The following is a 21,069-nucleotide window of genomic DNA, read 5'->3' as shown; positions in this document are numbered from 1 at the left end:
AACCTTGGAGGGCCGGCAGTGAGCACCGAGCTGCGTCGTCTGCGCAATTACATCGACGGTGAGTTCCGGGACGCCGCCGACGGACGGACCACGGAGGTGGTCAACCCCGCCACGGGCGAGGCCTACGCGACCGCCCCCCTGTCGGGGCAGGCGGACGTGGACGCCGCCATGGCCGCCGCCGCGGCCGCCTTCCCGGCCTGGCGCGACACGACCCCGGCCGAGCGGCAGAAGGCCCTGCTGAAGATCGCCGACGCGTTCGAGGACCGCGCCGAGGAGCTGATCGCGGCCGAGGTGGAGAACACGGGCAAGCCCGTCGGGCTCACCCGCTCCGAGGAGATCCCGCCGATGGTCGACCAGATCCGCTTCTTCGCGGGTGCGGCGCGGATGCTGGAGGGCCGCTCGGCCGGCGAGTACATGGAGGGCCTGACCTCCATGGTGCGCCGCGAGCCGATCGGCGTCTGCGCCCAGGTCGCGCCGTGGAACTACCCGATGATGATGGCCGTGTGGAAGTTCGCCCCGGCGCTCGCCGCGGGCAACACGGTCGTCCTGAAGCCCTCGGACACGACCCCCGCCTCGACGGCCCTGATGGCCGACATCATCGGCTCGATCGTCCCCAAGGGCGTCTTCAACGTCGTCTGCGGCGACCGCGACACCGGCCGCCTGATGGTCGAGCACGAGACCCCGGCGATGGCCTCCATCACCGGCTCCGTCCGGGCCGGCATGTCGGTCGCCGAGTCCGCCGCCAAGGACCTCAAGCGGGTCCACCTGGAGCTGGGCGGCAAGGCCCCGGTCGTGGTCTTCGAGGACACCGACATCGCCAAGGCCGTCGGGGGCATCTCGGAGGCGGGCTACTTCAACGCCGGCCAGGACTGCACCGCGGCCACCCGCGTGCTGGTCCACGAGTCGATCCACGACGAGTTCGTGAGCGCCCTCGCCAAGGCCGCGTCCGACATCAAGACCGGGCAGCCGGACGACGAGGACGTGCTGTACGGCCCGCTCAACAACCCCAACCAGCTCAAGCAGGTCTCCGGGTTCATCGAGCGGCTCCCCGCCCACGCCAAGGTCGAGGCGGGCGGTCACCGGGTCGGTGACAAGGGCTACTTCTACGCCCCGACCGTCGTCTCGGGCCTCAAGCAGGACGACGAGATCGTGCAGAACGAGGTCTTCGGCCCGGTCATCACCGTCCAGGCCTTCCGCGACGAGGACCAGGCCGTGGAGTGGGCCAACGGCGTCGAGTACGCGCTGGCCTCCTCGGTATGGACCAAGGACCACGGCCGCGCCATGCGGATGTCCAAGAGGCTGGACTTCGGCTGCGTGTGGATCAACACCCACATCCCGCTGGTCGCCGAGATGCCGCACGGCGGCTTCAAGAAGTCCGGCTACGGCAAGGACCTGTCGTCGTACGGCTTCGACGACTACACGCGGGTCAAGCACGTGATGACGTCGCTGGACGCCTGACCTGCCTGTCGTGCGCGGCCCCGGACGGAGCTTCCCGTCCGGGGCCGCGGCGCGCAAGGCACCCTGAACTGCCCTTGGTCGACAGGGTGTCGGGCCTGGCCGGGCCCGCTCGACGCAGCGTCGATTGTCCCGGTGGGCGCGGGCACGGAATCCTGCGGCCATGCCCCTGCTGACGAAGACGTCCCCGATCTCCCGCCGGACCCTGCTGCGCGGCCTGGGCGGCTCCGCGGCCCTCGGCGCGCTGGCCGGCTGCGGTGTGCCGGCCGCCTACGTCGCGCCGGGCGACCGCGCCGCGACCGACCGGTCCGCCGGCGAACCGCGGCTGACCTGGGCGAACTGGCCGCTCTACATCGACACCGACTCCGAGCACCCGAGCCGGCGGCCCACCCTGGCGGGGTTCGAGAAGCGGTCGGGCATCTCCGTCGAGTACATCGAGGAGATCAACGACAACGACGAGTTCTTCGGCAAGATCAGCCCGTCGCTGATGAACCACCAGCCGACCGACCGCGACCTGATCGTCATCAGCGACTGGATGTGCGGGCGGTTCGTCCGGCTCGGCTGGGTGCAGGAGATGGACCGCTCCCACCAGCCGAACGTGACCGCGCACCTGGACCCGCTGCTGCGCTCGCCCGCCTTCGACCCGGGCCGCAAGTACACCGTGCCCTGGCAGTCGGGCATCACCGGCATCGCCTACAACCGCCGCCGGCTCGGCCGGGAGATCCGGCACGTGTCCGACCTGTGGGCGGACGATCTGAAGGGCCGGGTCACCCTGCTCTCCGGCCTGGACGAGGCGTTCGCGCTGCTGATGCTGGGCGACGGCGTCGACGTCACCGACTGGAGGGCGGACGACTTCCACCGGATGTGCGACCGGGTGGAGCGGCAGGTCGCCCGGGGCCAGATCCGGCGCTTCACCGGCAACGACTACATCAAGGACCTCTCCGGCGGTGACGTCCTGGCCTGCCAGGCCTACTCCGGGGACGTGATCCAGCTCCAGGCGGACGACCCGGACATCGAGTTCGTCGTCCCGGAGGAGGGCGCGGAGCTGTGGGCGGAATCCCTGATGATCCCCAACCTGGCCGGTCACAAGGCCAACGCCGAGCGGCTGATCGACCACTACTACCGGCCCGAGGTCGCCGCCGAGCTGGCCGCCTGGGTCAACTACGTCTGCCCGGTCCCGGCCGCCCGGGACGTGCTGGCCTCCTCGGGCGACGAGGAGACCGCCGCCCTGGCGGAGGACCCGCTGATCTTCCCGGACGACGCGATGCGCCGACGCCTCGCGATCGCGCGGGACATCGCGGCGGGGGAGCGGACGGAGTTCGCGAAGCGGTGGAACGGGATCGTGGGCGTGTGACCGGTGAGGGGCCTGCGCCGGGGCCCTAGGGGCGCGGGCCGGTGGCGGCGGGGTGCCGGTCGCGCAGGGTGCACAGGACGTCGATGCGGTTCGTGGTGATCGAGTCGACGCCCAGGGCGATCAGCCGGCGCAGGGAGCGTCGGGTGTCGGGGGTCCACACGGAGAGCAGGCAGCCGTCGCCGTGGACGCGCTCGGCCAGCGCCCGGTCCACCAGCCCCCACCGGTAGTTGAGCCACCGCGGCCGCACCGCCGCGAGCAGTGCGGGCCGCGGTGGTGCCGCCGTCGTCCAGGTCATGGCGATCTCGGCGGCGGGGTCGGCGGCGCGCACGGCCAGCATGGCCGCGGGGCCCGCGGTGTAGTACACGCGGTCCTCGGCCCCGCACGCCCGGACGACGTCCACGATGCGCCGCACCGCCCGTTCGTCAGGCCCGCCCGGCAGGTCGAGCATCAGCCGGCCGTCCCCCGTCGCGGCGAGCGCCTCCGCGAGCGTCGGCACCCCGCCCGCCGTCAGTCCCCGTACCTCCTCGGCGGACAGCGAGCGCAGCGGCCGGTCGTGCCGCCACAGCCGTTTCAGCGTCTCGTCGTGCAGCAGCACGGGCACGCCGTCCCGGGTGAGGCGCACGTCGGTCTCGACGGCGTCGGCGCCGCGGTCGAACGCCGAGCGCAGCGAGCCGATCGTGTTCTCGCGGTGCCGGTACGGGTCGCCGCGGTGGGCCACGGCGGTCACGTCGCGCAGGGGGTTCATGGCGGGGGCAACTCTCAGGAGGCGAGCCAGGCGGCGGTGTACGTGTCGATCTCGTCCCTGATCCGGGCCTTGCCCGGCGCGTCCAGGAACGACGCCTCGACCGCGTTCTTCGCCAGCTCGGCGAGGCCCCGCTCGTCGAGGTCCAGGAGCCGGGCGGCGACGGCGTACTCGTTGTCGAGGTCGGTGCCGAACATCGGCGGGTCGTCGGAGTTGATGGTCACCAGGACACCGGCGCGCACGAACTCGGCGAGGGGGTGCTCCTCCAGGGTGCGCACCGCGCGGGTGGCGATGTTCGAGGTCGGGCACACCTCCAGCGGGATGCGGTGTTCGGCGAGGTGGGCAAGGAGCTTCGGATCCTGCGCGGAGCTGGTGCCGTGCCCGATGCGCTCGGCGCGCAGCTCGGTCAGGGCGTCCCACACGGTCTGCGGGCCGGTGGTCTCGCCGGCGTGCGGCACCGAGTGCAGCCCGGCGGCGATCGCCCGGTCGAAGTACGGCTTGAACTGCGGCCGTCCGACGCCGATCTCCGGTCCGCCCAGCCCGAAGGAGACCAGGCCCTGTGGCCGCACCCGGTCGTCGGTGGCGAGCCGCGTCGTCTCCTCCGCCGCCTCCAGGCCGGCCTCGCCGGGAATGTCGAAGCACCAGCGCAGCACGGTCCCGAACTCGGCCTCGGCGGCCTTGCGGGCGTCCTCGATCGCGTCCATGAAGGCGCCCTCGTCGATGCCGCGCCGGGTGGACGAGTACGGGGTGATGGTCAGCTCGGCGTACCGCACCTGCTGGCGGGCCAGGTCCCGGGCCACCTCGTACGTCAGCAGCCGTACGTCCTCCGGGGTGCGGATCAGGTCGACGACGGACAGGTACACGTCGATGAAGTGCGCGAAGTCCGTGAACTGGAAGTAGTCGACCAGCGCCTCGGGGTCGGTGGGGACCTTGGAGTCGGGGTGGCGCGCGGCGAGTTCGGAGACGATCCGCGGGGAGGCGGAGCCGACGTGGTGCACGTGCAGTTCGGCCTTGGGCAGTCCGGCGACGAAGGCGTGCAGGTCACGCGGGACGGCGGGGTCCACGAGGTGCTCGGTCAAGGGTTCCTCCCCAGGACGGCGTCCCGGCCGCGCGGGGCGGTGGCGGGACGCGGGTGATCGGCTGATCGGTGGTGCGGGGATCATCGTAGGCCGGTCTCACGGCGTGCGGCCCGGGACCGTAGCATGACGGGCACGATCGACCCAGGGGGACACGAGATGAGCGACGCGACACAGCCGGGCGGGGACACGAACGGTGCCCGTGACCCTTGGGCACCCCCGCAGAGCGGGCCGTCGCTGGACAAGGGCCGGGACGCCGCGACGGCACCGCCGCAGCAGCCGGCGCCCGCGGTCGGAGGCACACCGTCCTGGCAGCCGCCGCCGTCCGTGCACGACCAGGCCACGGTCGCCTCGATGCCCGCCGCCGGATTCCCCCCGCCCGACGGCGCGGTGCCGCCCCCGCCCGTCGCGCCGGGCGGCCCGGGGTACCAAGGGGGGTACGGCTACCCGGCCTACCCCCAGGGCTACGGCTGGCCCGGGGCTCCGCTGCCGCCGCAGAACGGCATGGGCACCGCCGCGATGGTGCTGGGCATCCTGGCCTGCTGCATGTTCTGCGCGTACGGCGTGGTCTCGCTGGTGCTCGGCATCCTCGCCGTGGTCTTCGGGGTCAAGGGGCGCCGCAGGGCCGAGCGGGGCGAGGCCAACAACCACGGGCAGGCCCAGGCCGGCTTCATCATGGGGATCATCGGCATCGTCCTCGGCATCGCCGTGATGGCCGTGATCGCGGTTGCGATCGTCGCCGCGATCAACGACGACTCGGAGTACGAGGACCCGTACTACGGCGCCCCGCGCCCGGCGGCGGTCTCCGTGGCCGCGCAGCCCCAGGGCTGACGACGACGGCGGCGCCCGCGACGCGGATCAGGCGGGCGCCGGCCGGTGCGTCACGGGCGTCAGCCGGCCTCACCGTCGCCGGCCGGTGCTTCACGCGCGCGTGAGCCGAGCCCACGATGCCGGCGTCAGCCGGACCCGCGCAGCCGCTCCCGCGCCGCCATCAGCGCGAACCCCAGGAGATTCGCCCCCCGCCACCGCTCCGGGTCGGTCGCCGCCTCGTCGTCCGCGGCCAGGCCGATGCCCCACACCCGGTCCACGGGGCTGGCCTCCACCAGCACGCGGTCGCCCGTGCCCAGCAGGAACGCGCGCAGCGCCGGGTCCGAGGCGAACTTGTGCACGCTGCCCTCGACGACGATCCGCAGCCGCTCCCGCTCCCACACCGCCTCGTCGAAGCCGCGCACCAGCCGCCCGGCCTTCTTGGCCTCGGCGGGATGACCCGCGGCCACCGCCCGGCGCTCGGCCTCCGCGTCCTCGAAGAGCCGGGCCTTGCCCGCCATCATCCAGTGCTCGGCCGTCGCGTACGCGACCCCGGCCACGGTGAACGGCGACGGCCACCACTGGCTCAGACAGCTCGTCCCGATCCGGCCGTCCGGCCGCGGCCGGTGCCCCCAGAAGCACAGGTACCGGGTCCTCTCGCCCGCCCGGACCCGTCCGGTCAGCGCTTCCCTGCTGTCGATGATCTCCACCGCGCCCCGGCCCCCCGCCCCCGTGTTCTGCCGCATACACGCGAGTCTGGCACGCGCCACTGACAGTCCGTCCGTCCTTTTCCGTGGCGACTCGACACCTGGTCGACAGATTCCGTCGCGTAACCAAATGGCAACAACGGAATCACTTGTTGGGGGCCTAGTGCTCTGTCAGGATCGGCACTCACATCGAGCCTGAGCCACGCCGGTCCCCGTCACAGGGGAGACCGAGGAGAGCCGACATGCACAACCCGGGCAACGCCACCCAGGACCGATTCCCGGCCCAGGACCGCTTCGCGGACGGGGCCCAGTACATCGCGGGCCGTCTGACGAAGGGCACCTCCGGACGCACCCACACCGTCGTCGACCCGGCGACCGGCGAGGACGTCCTGACCTACGACCTGGCCGGTCCCGCGGACGTCGACGCGGCCGTCGCCGCCGCGCGGGAGGCGTTCCCGGGCTGGGCCGGCGCCACCCCGGGCGAGCGGTCCGACGCCCTGCACCGGTTCTCGGCGGTGCTCGCCGAGCGCGCCGAGGAGTTCGCCCGCGCGGAGTCCCTCCAGTGCGGGAAGCCGCTGAAGCTGACCCGCGAGTTCGACGTGCCGGGCACGATCGACAACGCGGCCTTCTTCGCCGGCGCCGCCCGGCACCTCCAGGGCCAGTCGGCGGGGGAGTACTCGGGCGACCACACCTCGTACGTGCGCCGCGAGCCGATCGGTGTCGTCGGCTCCATCGCCCCCTGGAACTACCCCCTCCAGATGGCCGCCTGGAAGATCCTCCCGGCGATCGCCGCGGGCAACACCGTCGTGCTGAAGCCTGCCGAGATCACCCCGCTGACCTCCCTGATGTTCGCCCAGGCAGCCACCGAGGCGGGCATCCCCGACGGCGTGATCAACATCGTCACCGGCACCGGTCTGGAGGCGGGCGAGCACCTCGTCGGACACCCGGACGTCGCGATGACCTCCTTCACCGGCTCCACCGCCGTCGGCAAGCGCGTCGCCGAGGTCGCCACCGCCACCGTCAAGCGCCTGCACCTGGAGCTGGGCGGCAAGGCCCCCTTCCTGGTCTTCGACGACGCCGACCTGGACGCCGCCGTCCACGGCGCGGTCGCGGGCGCCCTCATCAACACCGGCCAGGACTGCACGGCCGCCACCCGCGCGTACGTGCAACGGCCCCTGTACGAGGCGTTCGTCGAGCGGACCGCCGCCCTCATGGACACCGTCCGGGTCGGCGACCCCTTCGCCCCGGGCACCGACCTCGGCCCGCTGGTCAGCCACGTCCAGCGCGACCGCGTCGCCGGCTTCGTCGACCGGGCCCGCTCCTACGCGCGCGTGGTGTGCGGCGGCGAGGCACCGCAGGACGAGCTGAAGGACGGTGCCTACTACCGGCCCACCCTCATCGCCGACGCGGCCCAGGACAGCGAGGCCGTCCAGTCCGAGATCTTCGGGCCGGTCCTGGTCGTGCTGCCCTTCGACACGGACGACGAGGGCATCCGGCTGGCCAACGACACCCCGTACGGGCTGGCCGCCTCCGCCTGGAGCCGGGACGTGTACCGGGCGGGCCGCGCCACCCGCGAGATCAAGGCGGGCTGTGTCTGGGTCAACGACCACATCCCGATCATCAGCGAGATGCCGCACGGCGGATACAAGGCGTCCGGCTTCGGCAAGGACATGTCCGCCTACTCCTTCGAGGAGTACACGCAGGTCAAGCACGTCATGTTCGACAACACCGCGGTGGCTGCCAAGGACTGGCACCGCACCGTCTTCGGGGACCGATAGCCAGCACCCCAGGCCGCCGACCACGGCCGACCCACCCGAAAGGCCACACACGCGCATGGAGCAGTACGAGCCCGACCGCCTGTCCCCGGCCCGCGTGGCCGCCATGCGGCGCGGTTTCACCCACGGCAGGGCCTCCCTCACCCGCCGCTCGCTGCTGCGCGCCTCCACGGGCGGCGCGCTGGCGGTCGGCGGCCTCGGGGCGCTGAGTGCCTGCGGCATCCCCCCGGCGGGCAAGAGCGAGGGCGGGGTCTCCTCCGAGGACCGGTCCGCAAAGGAGAAGGAGGTCTCCTTCTCCAACTGGACCGAGTACATGGACGTCGACGACAGCGGCGGACGGCACCCGACGCTGGACGCGTTCACCCGGCGGACCGGCGTCAAGGTCAAGTACACCGAGGACATCAACGACAACAACGAGTTCTTCGGCAAGATCCAGCCGCAGCTGGCGGCGGGCCAGGAGACGGGCCGCGACATCATCGTCGTCACCGACTGGCTGGCCGCCCGCCTGATCCGCCTCGGCTGGGTCCAGAAGCTGGACCCGTCCCACCTGCCGCACGCCTTCGCGAACCTGTCCCCGCAGTTCCGCAACCCCGACTGGGACCCGGGCCGGGCCTACTCGTACCCCTGGCAGGGCATCTCGACCGTCATCGCCTACAACAAGAAGGCGCTGGACGGCGTCGAGGTGAGGACGGTCTCCGACCTCCTCGACCACCCGAAGCTCAAGGGCCGCGTCGGCTTCCTGACCGAGATGCGCGACACCGTCGGGATGGTGCTGCTCGACATGGGCAAGGACCCGGGGCGCTTCACCGACGACGACTACGACGCCGCGATCGCCCGCCTCCAGAAGGGCGTCGACCGCGGCCAGATCCGCCGCTTCACCGGCAACGACTACACGTCCGACATCAGCAAGGGCGACTTCGCGGCCTGCCTGGCCTGGGCCGGCGACGTCGTCCAGCTCAAGGCGGACAACCCGGACGTCGACTTCCTCATCCCGGACAGCGGATACATCACGTCCAGCGACAACATGCTGGTCCCCAACAAGGCCCGGCACAAGACCAACGCCGAGCGGCTCATGGACTACTACTACGAGCCGGGACCGGCCGCGCAGCTCGCCGCCTACATCAACTACGTCTGTCCCGTGGACGGCGTGAAGGACGAGCTGGCGAAGATCGACGAGGACGCGGCGAACAACCCGCTGATCCTCCCCGACAAGGCCATGCAGGCCAAGTCCCGCGCCTTCCGCTCCCTGAGCCCGAAGGAAGAGACGGCCTACGAAGAGAAGTTCGCGAAGCTCACTGGGGCGTGATGACGACGATGAAGACGACGAAGGCACAGACAGACGCGACGGAGCACGGCGGGGACGTCCGCCTCTCCGGCATCAGCAAGACCTACGGCTCCTTCACCGCCGTGCACCCGCTCGACCTGACCGTGCCGCAGGGCTCCTTCTTCGCCCTGCTCGGCGCCTCCGGCTGCGGCAAGACCACCACCCTGCGCATGATCGCCGGCCTGGAGGAGCCGAGCGCCGGCACCGTCCACCTCGGCGACCAGGACGTGACCGCGCTGCCGCCGTACAAGCGGCCGGTGAACACGGTCTTCCAGTCCTACGCCCTCTTCCCGCACCTCGACATCTTCGAGAACGTCGCCTTCGGCCTGCGCCGGCGCGGCATCAAGAGCGTGAAGAAGCAGGTCGGCGAGATGCTCGACCTCGTGCAGCTCGGCGAGCAGGCCCGCAAGAAGCCGCACCAGCTCTCCGGCGGCCAGCAGCAGCGCGTCGCGGTCGCCCGCGCGCTGATCAACCACCCCAAGGTGCTGCTCCTGGACGAACCGCTCGGCGCCCTCGACCTCAAGCTGCGCCGTCAGATGCAGCTGGAGCTCAAGCGCATCCAGACCGAGGTCGGCATCACCTTCGTGCACGTCACGCACGACCAGGAGGAGGCCATGACCATGGCCGACCAGGTCGCCGTGATGAACGGCGGCCGGGTCGAGCAGCTCGGCGCCCCCGCCGACCTCTACGAGAACCCGCGGACCACCTTCGTGGCCAACTTCCTCGGCACCTCCAACCTCGTCGAGGCCGAGGTCGACAGCCGCAGCGGCGACGACGTCGTGGTGCGGGCGGCCGGCGACAAGCTGGTCCTGCCCGGCGCCCGCTGTTCCGCGCCGGCCGAGACCGGCGGCAGGCTGCTGGTGGGCGTGCGCCCGGAGAAGATCAGCCTCACCCACGCCGACGACGCCGGGTCCATACCCGGGGGACGCAACCGGATCACCGGGAGGATCGGCAGCACCAGTTTCATCGGCGTCTCCACGCAGTACGTCGTCGACTGCGCCGCCTGCCCCGAGTTCGAGGTCTACGTCCAGAACATCGACCGCGACGCCCGGCTGGTGCCCGGCGCCGAGGTCGTCCTGCACTGGAACCCGGCGCACACCTTCGGCCTGGACGCGTCACAGGACATCGAGGCGGGCGTGACCGAGGGCGAGGCCGCCTGATGTCCACCCTCACCGAGGCGCCACCGCCGCTCTCCCCGCCCGCACCGCAGGGGAAGCCCCCGCGCAGGCGGGGCCGCTGGACGCCGTACTGGCTGCTGCTGCCCGGCATCCTGTGGCTCGTCGTGTTCTTCGCGGCGCCGATGGTCTACCAGGCCTCCACGTCCGTGCAGACGGGCTCGCTGGAGGAGGGCTACAAGGTCACCTGGCACTTCCTCACCTACTGGGACGCGCTCTCCGAGTACTGGCCCCAGTTCCTGCGCTCGGTCGCCTACGCGGCCTCCGCCACCGTGCTCTGCCTGCTGCTGGGCTACCCGCTGGCCTACCTGATCGCCTTCCGGGCGGGCCGCTGGCGGAACCTGATCATGATCCTGGTGATCGCGCCGTTCTTCACCAGCTTCCTGATCCGCACCCTGGCCTGGAAGACGATCCTCGCGGACGGCGGCCCGGTCGTCGGCGTCCTGAACACCCTGCACGTCCTGGACGTCACCAGCTGGCTCGGCTGGACGGCCGGTGACCGCGTACTCGCCACGCCGCTCGCGGTGGTCTGCGGTCTGACGTACAACTTCCTCCCCTTCATGATCCTGCCGCTGTACACGTCGCTGGAGCGCATCGACGGCCGGCTGCACGAGGCGGCGGGGGACCTGTACGCGAAGCCGTCGACGGTGTTCCGCAAGGTCACCTTCCCGCTGTCGATGCCCGGTGTGGTGTCCGGGACGCTGCTCACCTTCATCCCGGCGACCGGCGACTACGTCAACGCCTCGCTGCTGGGCTCGGCCGACACCGGCATGATCGGCAACGTGATCCAGTCCCAGTTCCTGCGGGTGCTGGACTATCCGACGGCGGCGGCGCTCTCCTTCATCCTGATGGCCGCGATCCTCGCCATGGTGACCGTCTACATCCGAAAGTCCGGCACGGAGGATCTGGTCTGAATGGCCTTCGTCAACTGGTTCAAGCGCAATCTGGTCGTCCTCGCGGGCCTTTTCACGCTCGCTTATCTCCTCCTGCCGAACGTCATCGTCACGGTCTTCTCGTTCAACAAGCCGAACGGGCGTTTCAACTACGAGTGGCAGCAGTTCTCCACGGACGCCTGGAAAGATCCGTGCGGCGTCGCGGGACTGTGCGGGTCCCTGTCGCTGAGTCTCCAGATCGCCTTCTGGGCGACGCTCGGCGCCACCGCGCTCGGCACCGCGATCGCCTTCGCGCTGGTCCGCTACCGCTTCCGCGCGCGCGGCGCCGTCAACTCGCTGATCTTCCTGCCGATGGCGATGCCCGAGGTCGTGATGGCCGCCTCACTGCTCACCCTGTTCCTCAACATGGGCGCTCAGCTGGGGTTCTGGACGGTGCTGATCGCCCACATCATGTTCTGCCTCAGCTTCGTCGTGACGGCCGTCAAGGCGCGCGTCCTGTCGATGGACCCGAGGCTGGAGCAGGCGGCGCAGGACCTCTACGCCGGGCCCGTGCAGACTTTCGTGCGGGTCACGCTGCCCATCGCCGCCCCGGGGATCGCGGCCGGCGCGCTGCTGGCCTTCGCGCTCTCCTTCGACGATTTCATCATCACCAATTTCAACGCGGGTTCCACCGTCACCTTCCCCATGTTCGTCTGGGGATCGGCCCAGCGCGGCACGCCCGTTCAGATCAACGTCGTCGGTACGGCCATGTTCGTCATCGCCGTACTGTTCGTCCTGGCCTCCATGGCCATCGGCAGCCGCCGAAAGCGCCGCACGGCGTAAGGCACCGAGCACTGCATTCGTAGGGAGTTGAAATCATGGCCCCGAGCGCCATGAGCCGCAGCAACGACTGGACGAAATCCCTCTCCGACGCCCAGCCGGTCCCGTACTGGCTGGACGACCCCGGCCGGCCCCGCCCCGAGGCCGCCCTCACCGGCCCCGAGAGCTGCGACCTGCTGGTCGTGGGCGGCGGCTACAGCGGACTGTGGACCGCGCTGATCGCCAAGGAGCGCGACCCGGGGCGGGACGTGGTGCTGCTGGAGGGCCGCGAGGTGGGCTGGGCCGCCTCGGGCCGCAACGGCGGGTTCTGCGCCGCCTCCCTCACCCACGGCCTGGCCAACGGCCTCACCCGCTGGCCGGACGAGATCCACCGGCTGGAGGAACTGGGCGCCCGCAACCTCGACGCGATCGAGGCGGCGGTCGCCCGCCACTCCCTCGACTGCGACTTCGAACGCACCGGCGAGATCGACGTCGCGACCGAGGAGTACCAGGCCCGGGAGCTGAAGGACTGGTACGGGGAGATCAGCGCCAAGGGCCTCGCCGACGGCGTCGAGTACCTGGACGCCGAGGCCGTGCGGGAACAGGTCGACTCCCCGACCTTCCGCGCGGGCCTGTACGACCGCCGCGGCGTGGCCATGCTCGACCCGGCCAAGCTCGTCCGGGGCCTCAAGCGCGCCTGCCTGAAACTGGGCGTACGCGTCTACGAGAACACCCCGGCGCTCACCCTCAGGCCGCTCGGCGCCGGCATGGCCGTGCGCACCCCCTACGGCGGGGTCCGCGCCCGCACGGTCGCGCTCGGCACCAACATCTTCCCGAACCTGGTCAAGCGCGTGCGCTCGTACACCGTCCCGGTCTACGACTACGCCCTGATGACCGAGCCGCTGACCGCCGGGCAACTGGCCTCGATCGGCTGGAAGAACCGGCAGGGCCTCGGTGACAGCGCCAACCAGTTCCACTACTTCCGCCTCTCCGCCGACAACCGCATCCTGTGGGGCGGCTACGACGCGATCTACCCGTTCGGCGGCCGGGTGCGCGCCGAGTACGACGACCGCCCGGAGACCTACGCCAAGCTCGCCGGGCACTTCTTCACCTGCTTCCCGCAGTTGGAGGGCGTCCGCTTCACGCACGCCTGGGGCGGCGCGATCGACACCTGCTCGCGCTTCTCGGCGTTCTTCGGCACCGCCCACCGGGGCAAGGTGGCCTACGCGGCCGGGTACACCGGCCTCGGCGTCGGCGCCACCCGCTTCGGCGCCGAGGTGATGCTGGACCTGCTCGCGGGCGAGCGCACCGAGCGCACCGAACTGGAGATGGTCCGCAGGAAGCCGCTGCCGTTCCCGCCCGAGCCCTTCGCCTGGACCGGCATCGCGCTCACCAAGTGGTCGCTGGCCCGCGCGGACGCGTCCGAGGGACGGCGCAACCTCTGGCTGCGGACCATGGACAGGCTGGGACTCGGCTTCGACAGCTAGTCCTTCAGCGGTGCCGTGTGTCCCGGTTCACCCGAACGGGTCGCCCGGACCCGCGTAATGCCCGCCGGGGGACCTCCCTCTCCCTCGTGACGCACCCGCGTCCACGAGCGAGAGGGAGGTCCTCACATGCCTGGTGCGAAGACGGCCGTCGCATGGCTGGCATCCGTCGCACCGGATCCGGAGTCCTGTCGGCGGGAATGGGAGCGCAACCCCCAGGGGGTCGCGCTGCTGCCCGCCGGCAAGGCCTGGGACGTGCTCATCCTGCCGAGCAGGCTCGGCTATCCGACCCTCGACGTACTCACCCGTGTCCTGGACCGGCCCGGCCCGGTCCTCGCCGACTTCGGCGACGCGCGTACGGGCTTCTTCGTGCCGGCCGGCACCGCCGCCCGCTGGGTGGGCACCGGGGTCCGGTCGGCCGGGCTCGGCACCTGGATCGTGGTGCCCTACCCCGGAGGGCTTTCCTCCGGCGGAACCCGCTGGCTCGTCCCCCCGGACGGGGCGGGCACCCTGACCGATCCCGCGCTCCTCGAACTGGCGATGCACGAGGCGGCGGCGGCCCTGGCGGGGGAGGAGGGCGGAGGCTGACCGACGGCAAGGGTTGACAAGCCAATTGGTCTGGACCAAATTGGGCGCGCTCCACCCTCCCCATCTCCCCCATGTCCGGAGGCACTTGTGGAACGCTCCAGACCTCGCGCCCGTCGCACCCTCGTCACGCTGCTGACCGCCGCGGCACTCGCCGCGTCCGGTACGACCGCGCTCTCGTCGGCCGCCCGTGCGGCCGACGCGGACCTCGCCAGGAACGGCGGCTTCGAGACCGGCCTGGACGGCTGGACCTGCACGGCGGGTGCGACCGTGACCGCACCCGTGCGCAGCGGCACCGCCGCCCTGAAGGCCACCCCGGCCGGCGCCGACCACGCCCGCTGCGCGCAGACGGTGACCGTGAAGCCGGACTCCCCGTACACGCTGACCGGCCACGTCCGCGGCGCCTACGTGTACCTCGGCGCAAGCGGCACCGGCACCACCGACGTCTCCGCCTGGACCCAGTCCGCCCCCGACTGGCAGCGGCTGACGACCACCTTCCGCACCGGCCCCACCACCACGAAGGTCACGATCTACACCCACGGCTGGTACGGCACCGGCGCCTACCACGCCGACGACATCTCCCTGACCGGCCCCGGCGGGGAGGCGGGTCAGCCCCCGGCGGTGCCCGGCGGTCTGCGGACCGGCTCGGTCACCTCCTCCAGCGTCGACCTGTCCTGGTCATCCGTCCCGGGCGCCACCGGCTACGCCGTCTACCGCGACGGCGCCCGGGTCCGCACCGTCACCGGCACCTCCACCACCCTCACCGGCCTGAACCCCTCGACCGCCTACGCCTTCCAGGTGGCCGCGGTCAACGACGCGGGCGAGTCCGCGCGGTCGGCCACGGTCACGGCGACCACCGCGGAGGGCCCGGGCGGCGGCGGATCCGACCTTCCGGCCCACGCCCTGGTCGGCTACCTCCACGCGAGCTTCGCCAACGGCTCCGGCTACACGCGCATGGCCGACGTGCCCGACAGCTGGGACGTCATCGACCTGGCCTTCGGCGAGCCGACCTCGGTCACCTCCGGCGACATCCGGTTCGAGCGCTGCCCGGTCGCGGAGTGCCCGAACGTGGAGAGCGACGCCGAGTTCAAGGCCGCGATCAAGGCCAAGCAGGCGGCCGGCAAGAAGGTGCTGATCTCCATCGGCGGCCAGAACGGCCAGGTGCGGCTCACCACCGCCGCGGCCCGGGACACCTTCGTCTCCTCGGTCTCGAAGATCATCGACGAGTACGGCCTCGACGGCCTCGACATCGACTTCGAGGGCCACTCCCTCTCCCTGGACGCCGACGACACCGACTTCCGGAACCCGAAGACCCCGGTGATCGTCAATCTGATCTCCGCGCTGAAGACCCTCAAGGCCAGGTACGGGGACGACTTCGTCCTGACGATGGCCCCGGAGACCTTCTTCGTCCAGCTCGGCTACCAGTACTACGGCACGGGCAAGTGGGGCGGCCAGGACCCGCGGGCCGGGGCCTACCTGCCGGTCATCCACGCCCTGCGCGACGACCTGACCCTGCTGCACGTCCAGGACTACAATTCGGGCCCGATCATGGGCCTCGACAACCAGTACCACTCCATGGGCGGCGCCGACTTCCACATCGCGATGACCGACATGCTGCTCACCGGCTTCCCGGTCGCGGGCGACGCCGGCAAGGTCTTCCCGCCGCTGCGCCCCGACCAGGTCGCGATCGGCATGCCGGCCTCCACCAACGCCGGCAACGGCCACGTCTCCCCGGCCGAGGTCACCAAGGCCCTGAACTGCCTGACCAGGAAGACCGACTGCGGCGCGTACGCGACCCACGGCACCTGGCCCGCCCTGCGCGGCCTGATGACGTGGTCGATCAACTGGGACCGGTACGCGAACTGGGAGTTCCAGAGGAACTTCGACACGTACTTCGGGTGACCGGGCGCCGGGACCGGCCCGCCGCCAGACACACCCCGGCCAGCAGCACCGCGCCCAGGCACCAGCTGGCCACCACGTCCAGCGGCCAGTGGTAGCCCCGGCGCACCAGTCCGTACGAGGCACCCAGCACGAGGAGCGCGCAGAGCACGACGAGCGCGCGGCGGACGGCCGGCGAGCGCAGCAGCCCGAGCACGAGCAGCGTCGCCGCGCCGTACGCGACGACCGCGGTGGCGGTGTGCCCGGAGGGGTAGTAGCCGACGGCCGGCGGGACGGCCGGGGTCCCGGGGCGGTCGGTCCACTCCTTCAGCGGGGCGACCACGGCCGGCACCAGGGCCATCGCCAGGGCCCCGGCCAGGGGCGGCAGCCACCAGAGGTCCAGACCCGCGGCCCGCCCGCGCCACGCGGCGTACGCCAGCGCGAGGACGAGGACGGGCACCGCCACCTGCACGTTGCCCAGGTCGGCCAGCAGCTCGGAGAACCGGTCGGGGTGGACGAGCGTCCCGCTCAGCCGTTCGTCCACGCCGATCAGCGGGCCGTCGGCGACGACCTGCCAGGTGATCAGCGCGAACAGGAGGACGGGCACGCCGACGAGAGCGGAGAGCGCGCGGGGACGGGAGGGACGGGCACGGGAGAGGCGGCCACGGGGAGCGCGCGAGGACGGGGAGACCGGCATGACGTCCAGCTTCGCAGGCCTGCCCGCACCCGGTCCCGTCGCCCGTGCGGCGTGTGCCTGGCCGGGGGCTGCCGGTCTGTGGGAACACCGAAGGGCCGGCGCAAGGGGGGGAGTGTGCCGGCCCTTCGGTGAACCGCCGTCCCGGGTGCCGGGGCGGCCGTCCTGACCGGAACGCCGCGCGCCCCGGGGGGTGTGGGGCGGGCGACCGTCCGATCGTGAGGAGATCCGGGACCCGTGGGTTCCGGTCGTGTGCGCGAGGCACGACCAGGTCGAAGCTGGGGAGGCCTCGGCCTGAGATCCCGCCCGCAGTCCCCTGCGGGCGGGGTGTATCTCTCATCTGCCTAGAACCTACGGCAGGGGGTGGGCTCAGGACAGGGCCATCGGCGTCCTGCCATCCACCTCGCACACCTTCTTCACACGCTCTGCGGTTCGCCCCGTCAGGCGTGCGAAGCGCAGCTCAGATGCGCGTTCGGACGCTCGCTCACCTGTCCGCTCCGCGGTCCTGCGCGGCCTCGTGCGGCGGCCCGCTCGCGGGTGCTCCGCGGCCTCGCTCAGACGCGGGCGAAGCCCTGCTCGATGATGTCGAGGCCCTCGTTCAGCAGGTCCTCGCCGATGACCAGCGGGGGCAGGAAGCGCAGCACGTTGCCGTAGGTGCCACAGGTGAGGACCAGCAGGCCCTCGGCGTGGCAGGCCTTGGCGAGGGCGGCGGTCGCCTCCGGGTTCGGCTCCTTGGTGGCGCGGTCCTTGACCAGCTCGACGGCGATCATCGCGCCGCGGCCCCGGACGTCGCCGATGATGTCGAACTTCTCGGCCATGGCGGTGAGACGGGACTTCATGAGCGCCTCGATGCTCTTCGCCCTGGCGTTGAGGTCCAGCTCCTTCATCGTCTCGATGGCACCGAGCGCGCCCGCGCAGGCGACCGGGTTGCCGCCGTAGGTGCCGCCGAGACCGCCGGAGTGCGCGGCGTCCATGATCTCGGCGCGGCCGGTGACCGCGGCGAGCGGCAGCCCGCCCGCGATGCCCTTGGCCGTCGTGATCAGGTCCGGGACGATGCCCTCGTCCTCGCAGGCGAACCACTGGCCGGTGCGGCAGAAGCCGGACTGGATCTCGTCGGCGACGAAGACGATGCCGTTGTCGTTGGCGAACTTCACGATCTCCGGCAGGAAGCCCTTGGCCGGCTCGATGAAGCCGCCCTCGCCGAGCACCGGCTCGATGATGATCGCGGCCACGTTCTCGGCACCGACCTGCTTGCCGATCTGGTCGATCGCCTGGGCGGCGGCCTCCGGACCGGCGTTCTCCGGGCCGGTCGGCCAGCGGTAGCCGTAGGCGACCGGCACACGGTAGACCTCGGGCGCGAACGGACCGAAGCCGTGCTTGTACGGCATGTTCTTCGCGGTCAGCGCCATCGTCAGGTTGGTGCGGCCGTGGTAGCCGTGGTCGAAGACGACGACCGCCTGGCGCCTGGTGTGGGCGCGGGCGATCTTCACCGCGTTCTCGACGGCCTCGGCGCCGCTGTTGAACAGGGCCGACTTCTTCGCGTGGTCGCCCGGGGTCAGCTCGGCGAGCGCCTCGGCGACGGCGACGTAGCCCTCGTACGGCGTCACCATGAAGCAGGTGTGGGTGAAGTCGGCGAGCTGCGCGGACGCCTTGCGCACCACGGCCTCGGCGGAGGCGCCCACGGAGGTCACGGCGATGCCGGAACCGAAGTCGATCAGGCGGTTGCCGTCGACGTCCTCGATGATGCCGCCGCCCGCGCGCGCGGTGAAGACGGGCAGGACGGAGCCCACACCCTGCGCGACCACGGCCGCACGCCGGGCCTGCAGCTCCTGCGACTTCGGGCCGGGGATGGCGGTGACGACGCGGCGCTCCTGCGGAAGTGCGGTCATGAGGGCTCCTGGGTCTTGCGGAGGTGACGGACGTTTGCCTTCTTTTCTCGCAGGCTAGGACCGGGACGGGGGAGCGGGCATGCTCCATGGGGGCGTGTCCCGGAACGTCGGTTGTCCGTGGTGGACAGGTGGTCCGCGCGGCGGCATCCGGACACGTCCACGCGGGCCCGGCCGCGTAAACGGTGAACTCCCCCTGGGAGGGCGTTAGATTGGCTCGCTGATGGTGGACGGAGCGGCTGGTCAGGGGGCAAGGGCGATGGACAGCGACGGGATGCGGGACGCGCGGGGTACGCATGCGAATCCTGTGCCGCGTCCGGCGGGGCCTCCCGAGGTGCCGTCGGTGCCGCCGCGCCCCCCGGCGCCGCCGGGCGCCCCGCCCCTGCCGGACGGCTCCGCCTTCGTGGCGTGGCTGCGGACCCCCCGCCCCGAGGCGCTGCCCGGCGTGTGGCGGTTCGGGCACCGGCCGCGGTCGGCGCAGGAGCCGGAGCAGATGCCCAGCAGGCAGCTGCTGACCGGCGCCCTGATCGCGTTCCTCGTCGGGTGGCTCATCTGGTCGCTCCTGGCCAACGGCTACCTGGGCGGCTGGTGGATCCTCCCCCTGGAACTGCTCACCCCGGACTCCTGGCGCACCAGCGACAGCCAGGTCGTCAACCTCCTCGTCTGGGACGGCTACACCCTGCTCGTGGTCCTCGCGATCATGGTCGGGGTCGGGCGGCTGGGCCGCTGGGACGAGGTCTGGCGCCGTTTCGTGAAGCCCCGGCTGCGGCGCCCCGAGGCGCGGGAGCCGCAGCCCCAGGCCGCCGAGGACCCCGCCGACTGGCCCGCGCTGCGCGCCGCCGGTGCCCACGACGCCGCCGAACGGCTCGCCGCCGAGGCGCGCCAGGGGCTCATGCGCGACGTCGACCACGCCCGCATCAGCCGCGCGTGGCAGGGCGTCCTCGGCGGCCGGCACAGCCTCGCCTCCTTCACCGGCGCGGTGCTCGGCCACGGCGCCGGCGCCTGCCCGCACCCCTCCGGCGCCCGCGACCTGCCCCTCCGGCAGGCCCGGCACGACCTGGTCACCGGACAGGTACGGCTCGGGACGACCGCCGACGACGCCCGCAACCCCTACGCCTACCGGGGCACCGGCCTGGCCCTCGACCCCGGCCTGCTCGGCACCTCCCTGCTCGCCGTCGGACCGGCGGGCTCCGGCAAGACCGGCAGCGTCGTGCGCCCGCTCACCGAGTCGCTGTGCCTGCACGCGCTGGCCGGACGGGCCGCCGTCGTCGTGGTCGGCGCCGCGGGCGCCCCCCTCGGCCCGGCCGACGCCTACGACGTCGTCGTACGGATCGGCCACCCGGACTCGGTGTACGACCTCGACCTGTACGGCGGCACCACCGACCCGGACGAGGCCGCGGCCGTCCTCGCGGAAGCCCTGGTCGGGGACCTCACCGACGCGCACGCGGGCGGCGACACCCGCCGCTCCACGACGGTCCTCGCCCAGCTCCTGGGCCCGTTCCACGCGGTGCACGGGCGCTTCCCCGGCGTACCGGAGCTGCGGCAGCTGCTCGACGGCACGCCCGGCCCGCTGGCCGCCCTGCGTGAGGGGCTGCGGGCGGCCGGGCACGCGTCCCTGCTGCGCGAGCTGGACGCGCGCGAGCGGCAGATGACGCACCCCGGGGACGTGGGCGGCGTGCTCGCCGACCGGGTGGCCCTGCTGGACCGGCCCGCCTTCGCCCCCTTCTTCGACACCTCGGGGCAGACCCGGCCGTTCTCGCTCAAGGCCCTCGACCATCCCGTACGGGTCCGCATCGACCTGCCCGAACGCGGGCACGCCGACGCCTCCCGCATCCTGGCGCGCCTGATCCTGGCCCAGTTCACGGCGAGCGTCCCGGTGCGCGAGGACCGGTCGCTCTTCGCCTGCCTGGTGCTGGACGACGCGAGCGGCGTGATCACGCCCGAGGCGGTACGGGGCGTCCAGCGGCTGCGCTCCGCGGGCGCCGGGGTCGTCCTGACCCTGCGCACGCTGGACGACGTGCCGCGTCCCTTGCGCGGGCCGCTGCTCGGGTCCGTCGGGTGCCGGATGGCACTGGCCGGGCTCACCCCCTGGGACGGGCAGGACTTCGCCGCGGTGTGGGGCAAGGAGTGGACCGACGCCACGGACGTCACCGACCGGCAGATCATCGCCGAGACGCCGGCGGGCAAGGCCGTGCACATGCTGCGCCGGGTGATCACCGGGAAGGCGCCCACCGCGCGGGCGGTGACCGTGCGGCAGGTCGAGCGGGAGCGCTGGTCCGCGTCCGAGCTGGCGCACGCCGTGCCCGCGGGACACGCCGTGCTGTCGCTGACCTCCGTCAAGGGGGAGCACGCGCCGCCGCTCCTGGTGGACCTGCGCGGGTGACCCACCGCGGACGGTCCGGCCGGAGCGGACGCCTCTGACCGTACAGTGAGGCA

Annotated in this window: 17 protein-coding genes; 12 read left to right on the top strand and 5 right to left on the bottom strand. The window is 72.2% G+C overall.

The window, feature by feature from the left end:
• The first annotated feature begins 18 nt into the window (after positions 1 to 18).
• Entirely contained in the window at positions 19 to 1,458 is a 1,440-nt protein-coding gene (locus AC07FV_RS29265) for a gamma-aminobutyraldehyde dehydrogenase (RefSeq protein ID WP_479090408.1), read from the top strand.
• A 160-nt stretch (positions 1,459 to 1,618) separates the two neighbouring features.
• Complete coding sequence (locus AC07FV_RS29260; RefSeq protein ID WP_479090407.1) at positions 1,619 to 2,809, top strand: extracellular solute-binding protein; 1,191 nt, start codon at positions 1,619 to 1,621, stop codon at positions 2,807 to 2,809.
• Between the two features lie 25 nt (positions 2,810 to 2,834).
• Here AC07FV_RS29260 and AC07FV_RS29255 read toward each other — a convergent pair whose 3' ends face one another.
• Positions 2,835 to 3,554: a glycerophosphodiester phosphodiesterase gene (locus AC07FV_RS29255; protein WP_479090406.1), complete on the bottom strand. Its 720-nt coding sequence runs from the start codon at positions 3,552 to 3,554 to the stop codon at positions 2,835 to 2,837.
• 14 nt (positions 3,555 to 3,568) lie between these two features.
• Entirely contained in the window at positions 3,569 to 4,630 is a 1,062-nt protein-coding gene (locus tag AC07FV_RS29250; protein WP_479090404.1) for an adenosine deaminase, read from the bottom strand.
• Between the two features lie 156 nt (positions 4,631 to 4,786).
• On the opposite strand from AC07FV_RS29250, the gene AC07FV_RS29245 reads away from it, so the two are divergent.
• Complete coding sequence (locus AC07FV_RS29245; protein WP_479090403.1) at positions 4,787 to 5,458, top strand: DUF4190 domain-containing protein; 672 nt, start codon at positions 4,787 to 4,789, stop codon at positions 5,456 to 5,458.
• Positions 5,459 to 5,583: 125 nt separating this feature from the next.
• Here AC07FV_RS29245 and AC07FV_RS29240 read toward each other — a convergent pair whose 3' ends face one another.
• Positions 5,584 to 6,180, bottom strand: a complete 597-nt coding sequence (locus tag AC07FV_RS29240; RefSeq protein WP_479090401.1) for an NADAR family protein — start codon at positions 6,178 to 6,180, stop codon at positions 5,584 to 5,586.
• A 203-nt stretch (positions 6,181 to 6,383) separates the two neighbouring features.
• Between AC07FV_RS29240 and AC07FV_RS29235 the strand changes: the two genes are divergently transcribed.
• The 8 genes from AC07FV_RS29235 (at position 6,384) to AC07FV_RS29200 (ending at position 16,077) form a co-directional block, all read left to right on the top strand.
• Positions 6,384 to 7,919 carry a gamma-aminobutyraldehyde dehydrogenase gene (locus tag AC07FV_RS29235; RefSeq protein WP_479090399.1) on the top strand — a complete coding sequence of 512 codons (1,536 nt, stop codon included), beginning with the start codon at positions 6,384 to 6,386 and terminating at the stop codon, positions 7,917 to 7,919.
• Between the two features lie 55 nt (positions 7,920 to 7,974).
• Positions 7,975 to 9,222, top strand: coding sequence for a polyamine ABC transporter substrate-binding protein (locus tag AC07FV_RS29230; protein WP_479090398.1), 1,248 nt, complete (start codon positions 7,975 to 7,977; stop codon positions 9,220 to 9,222).
• Positions 9,222 to 10,400: an ABC transporter ATP-binding protein gene (locus AC07FV_RS29225; protein ID WP_479090396.1), complete on the top strand. Its 1,179-nt coding sequence runs from the start codon at positions 9,222 to 9,224 to the stop codon at positions 10,398 to 10,400. Before AC07FV_RS29230 ends, AC07FV_RS29225 begins: the two co-directional genes overlap by 1 nt.
• Positions 10,400 to 11,329, top strand: coding sequence for an ABC transporter permease (locus tag AC07FV_RS29220; protein WP_479090395.1), 930 nt, complete (start codon positions 10,400 to 10,402; stop codon positions 11,327 to 11,329). Before AC07FV_RS29225 ends, AC07FV_RS29220 begins: the two co-directional genes overlap by 1 nt.
• Complete coding sequence (locus AC07FV_RS29215) at positions 11,330 to 12,130, top strand: ABC transporter permease (RefSeq protein ID WP_479090394.1); 801 nt, start codon at positions 11,330 to 11,332, stop codon at positions 12,128 to 12,130. It begins immediately after the preceding gene.
• 35 nt (positions 12,131 to 12,165) lie between these two features.
• Entirely contained in the window at positions 12,166 to 13,593 is a 1,428-nt protein-coding gene (locus AC07FV_RS29210) for an NAD(P)/FAD-dependent oxidoreductase (RefSeq protein WP_479090392.1), read from the top strand.
• Between the two features lie 126 nt (positions 13,594 to 13,719).
• A complete protein-coding gene (locus AC07FV_RS29205; RefSeq protein WP_383645658.1) occupies positions 13,720 to 14,178 on the top strand; it encodes a hypothetical protein in 459 nt (152 codons plus the stop codon).
• A gap of 87 nt (positions 14,179 to 14,265) precedes the next feature.
• The gene (locus tag AC07FV_RS29200) at positions 14,266 to 16,077 is read left to right on the top strand and encodes a chitinase (protein ID WP_479090391.1); all 1,812 of its coding nucleotides are present in this window, start codon (positions 14,266 to 14,268) and stop codon (positions 16,075 to 16,077) included.
• Here AC07FV_RS29200 and AC07FV_RS29195 read toward each other — a convergent pair.
• A complete protein-coding gene (locus AC07FV_RS29195) occupies positions 16,016 to 16,750 on the bottom strand; it encodes a phosphatase PAP2 family protein (protein ID WP_479090390.1) in 735 nt (244 codons plus the stop codon). The genes AC07FV_RS29200 and AC07FV_RS29195 overlap by 62 nt on opposite strands.
• Before the next feature lie 551 nt (positions 16,751 to 17,301).
• Positions 17,302 to 18,636, bottom strand: coding sequence for a 4-aminobutyrate--2-oxoglutarate transaminase (gene gabT, locus AC07FV_RS29190; RefSeq protein WP_479090389.1), 1,335 nt, complete (start codon positions 18,634 to 18,636; stop codon positions 17,302 to 17,304).
• Between the two features lie 256 nt (positions 18,637 to 18,892).
• On the opposite strand from gabT, the gene AC07FV_RS29185 reads away from it, so the two are divergent.
• The gene (locus AC07FV_RS29185; protein WP_479090388.1) at positions 18,893 to 21,016 is read left to right on the top strand and encodes an ATP-binding protein; all 2,124 of its coding nucleotides are present in this window, start codon (positions 18,893 to 18,895) and stop codon (positions 21,014 to 21,016) included.
• The last annotated feature ends 53 nt before the right edge of the window (positions 21,017 to 21,069 follow it).

This window comes from Streptomyces sp. NPDC045956, assembly GCF_056430705.1.
Note: the sequence above shows the minus strand (reverse complement) of the source record. Positions and strands in the feature narration are given on the sequence as shown.

Coding starts and splice junctions, on each gene's coding strand:
- AC07FV_RS29215 (WP_479090394.1), top strand. CDS start 11,330: ATGGCCTTCGTCAACTGGTTCAAGCGCAATCTGGTCGTCCTCGCGGGC.
- AC07FV_RS29245 (WP_479090403.1), top strand. CDS start 4,787: ATGAGCGACGCGACACAGCCGGGCGGGGACACGAACGGTGCCCGTGAC.
- AC07FV_RS29205 (WP_383645658.1), top strand. CDS start 13,720: ATGCCTGGTGCGAAGACGGCCGTCGCATGGCTGGCATCCGTCGCACCG.
- AC07FV_RS29260 (WP_479090407.1), top strand. CDS start 1,619: ATGCCCCTGCTGACGAAGACGTCCCCGATCTCCCGCCGGACCCTGCTG.
- AC07FV_RS29240 (WP_479090401.1), bottom strand. CDS start 6,180: ATGCGGCAGAACACGGGGGCGGGGGGCCGGGGCGCGGTGGAGATCATC.
- AC07FV_RS29195 (WP_479090390.1), bottom strand. CDS start 16,750: ATGCCGGTCTCCCCGTCCTCGCGCGCTCCCCGTGGCCGCCTCTCCCGT.
- AC07FV_RS29210 (WP_479090392.1), top strand. CDS start 12,166: ATGGCCCCGAGCGCCATGAGCCGCAGCAACGACTGGACGAAATCCCTC.
- AC07FV_RS29225 (WP_479090396.1), top strand. CDS start 9,222: ATGACGACGATGAAGACGACGAAGGCACAGACAGACGCGACGGAGCAC.
- AC07FV_RS29255 (WP_479090406.1), bottom strand. CDS start 3,554: ATGAACCCCCTGCGCGACGTGACCGCCGTGGCCCACCGCGGCGACCCG.
- gabT (WP_479090389.1), bottom strand. CDS start 18,636: ATGACCGCACTTCCGCAGGAGCGCCGCGTCGTCACCGCCATCCCCGGC.
- AC07FV_RS29185 (WP_479090388.1), top strand. CDS start 18,893: ATGGACAGCGACGGGATGCGGGACGCGCGGGGTACGCATGCGAATCCT.
- AC07FV_RS29220 (WP_479090395.1), top strand. CDS start 10,400: ATGTCCACCCTCACCGAGGCGCCACCGCCGCTCTCCCCGCCCGCACCG.
- AC07FV_RS29230 (WP_479090398.1), top strand. CDS start 7,975: ATGGAGCAGTACGAGCCCGACCGCCTGTCCCCGGCCCGCGTGGCCGCC.
- AC07FV_RS29235 (WP_479090399.1), top strand. CDS start 6,384: ATGCACAACCCGGGCAACGCCACCCAGGACCGATTCCCGGCCCAGGAC.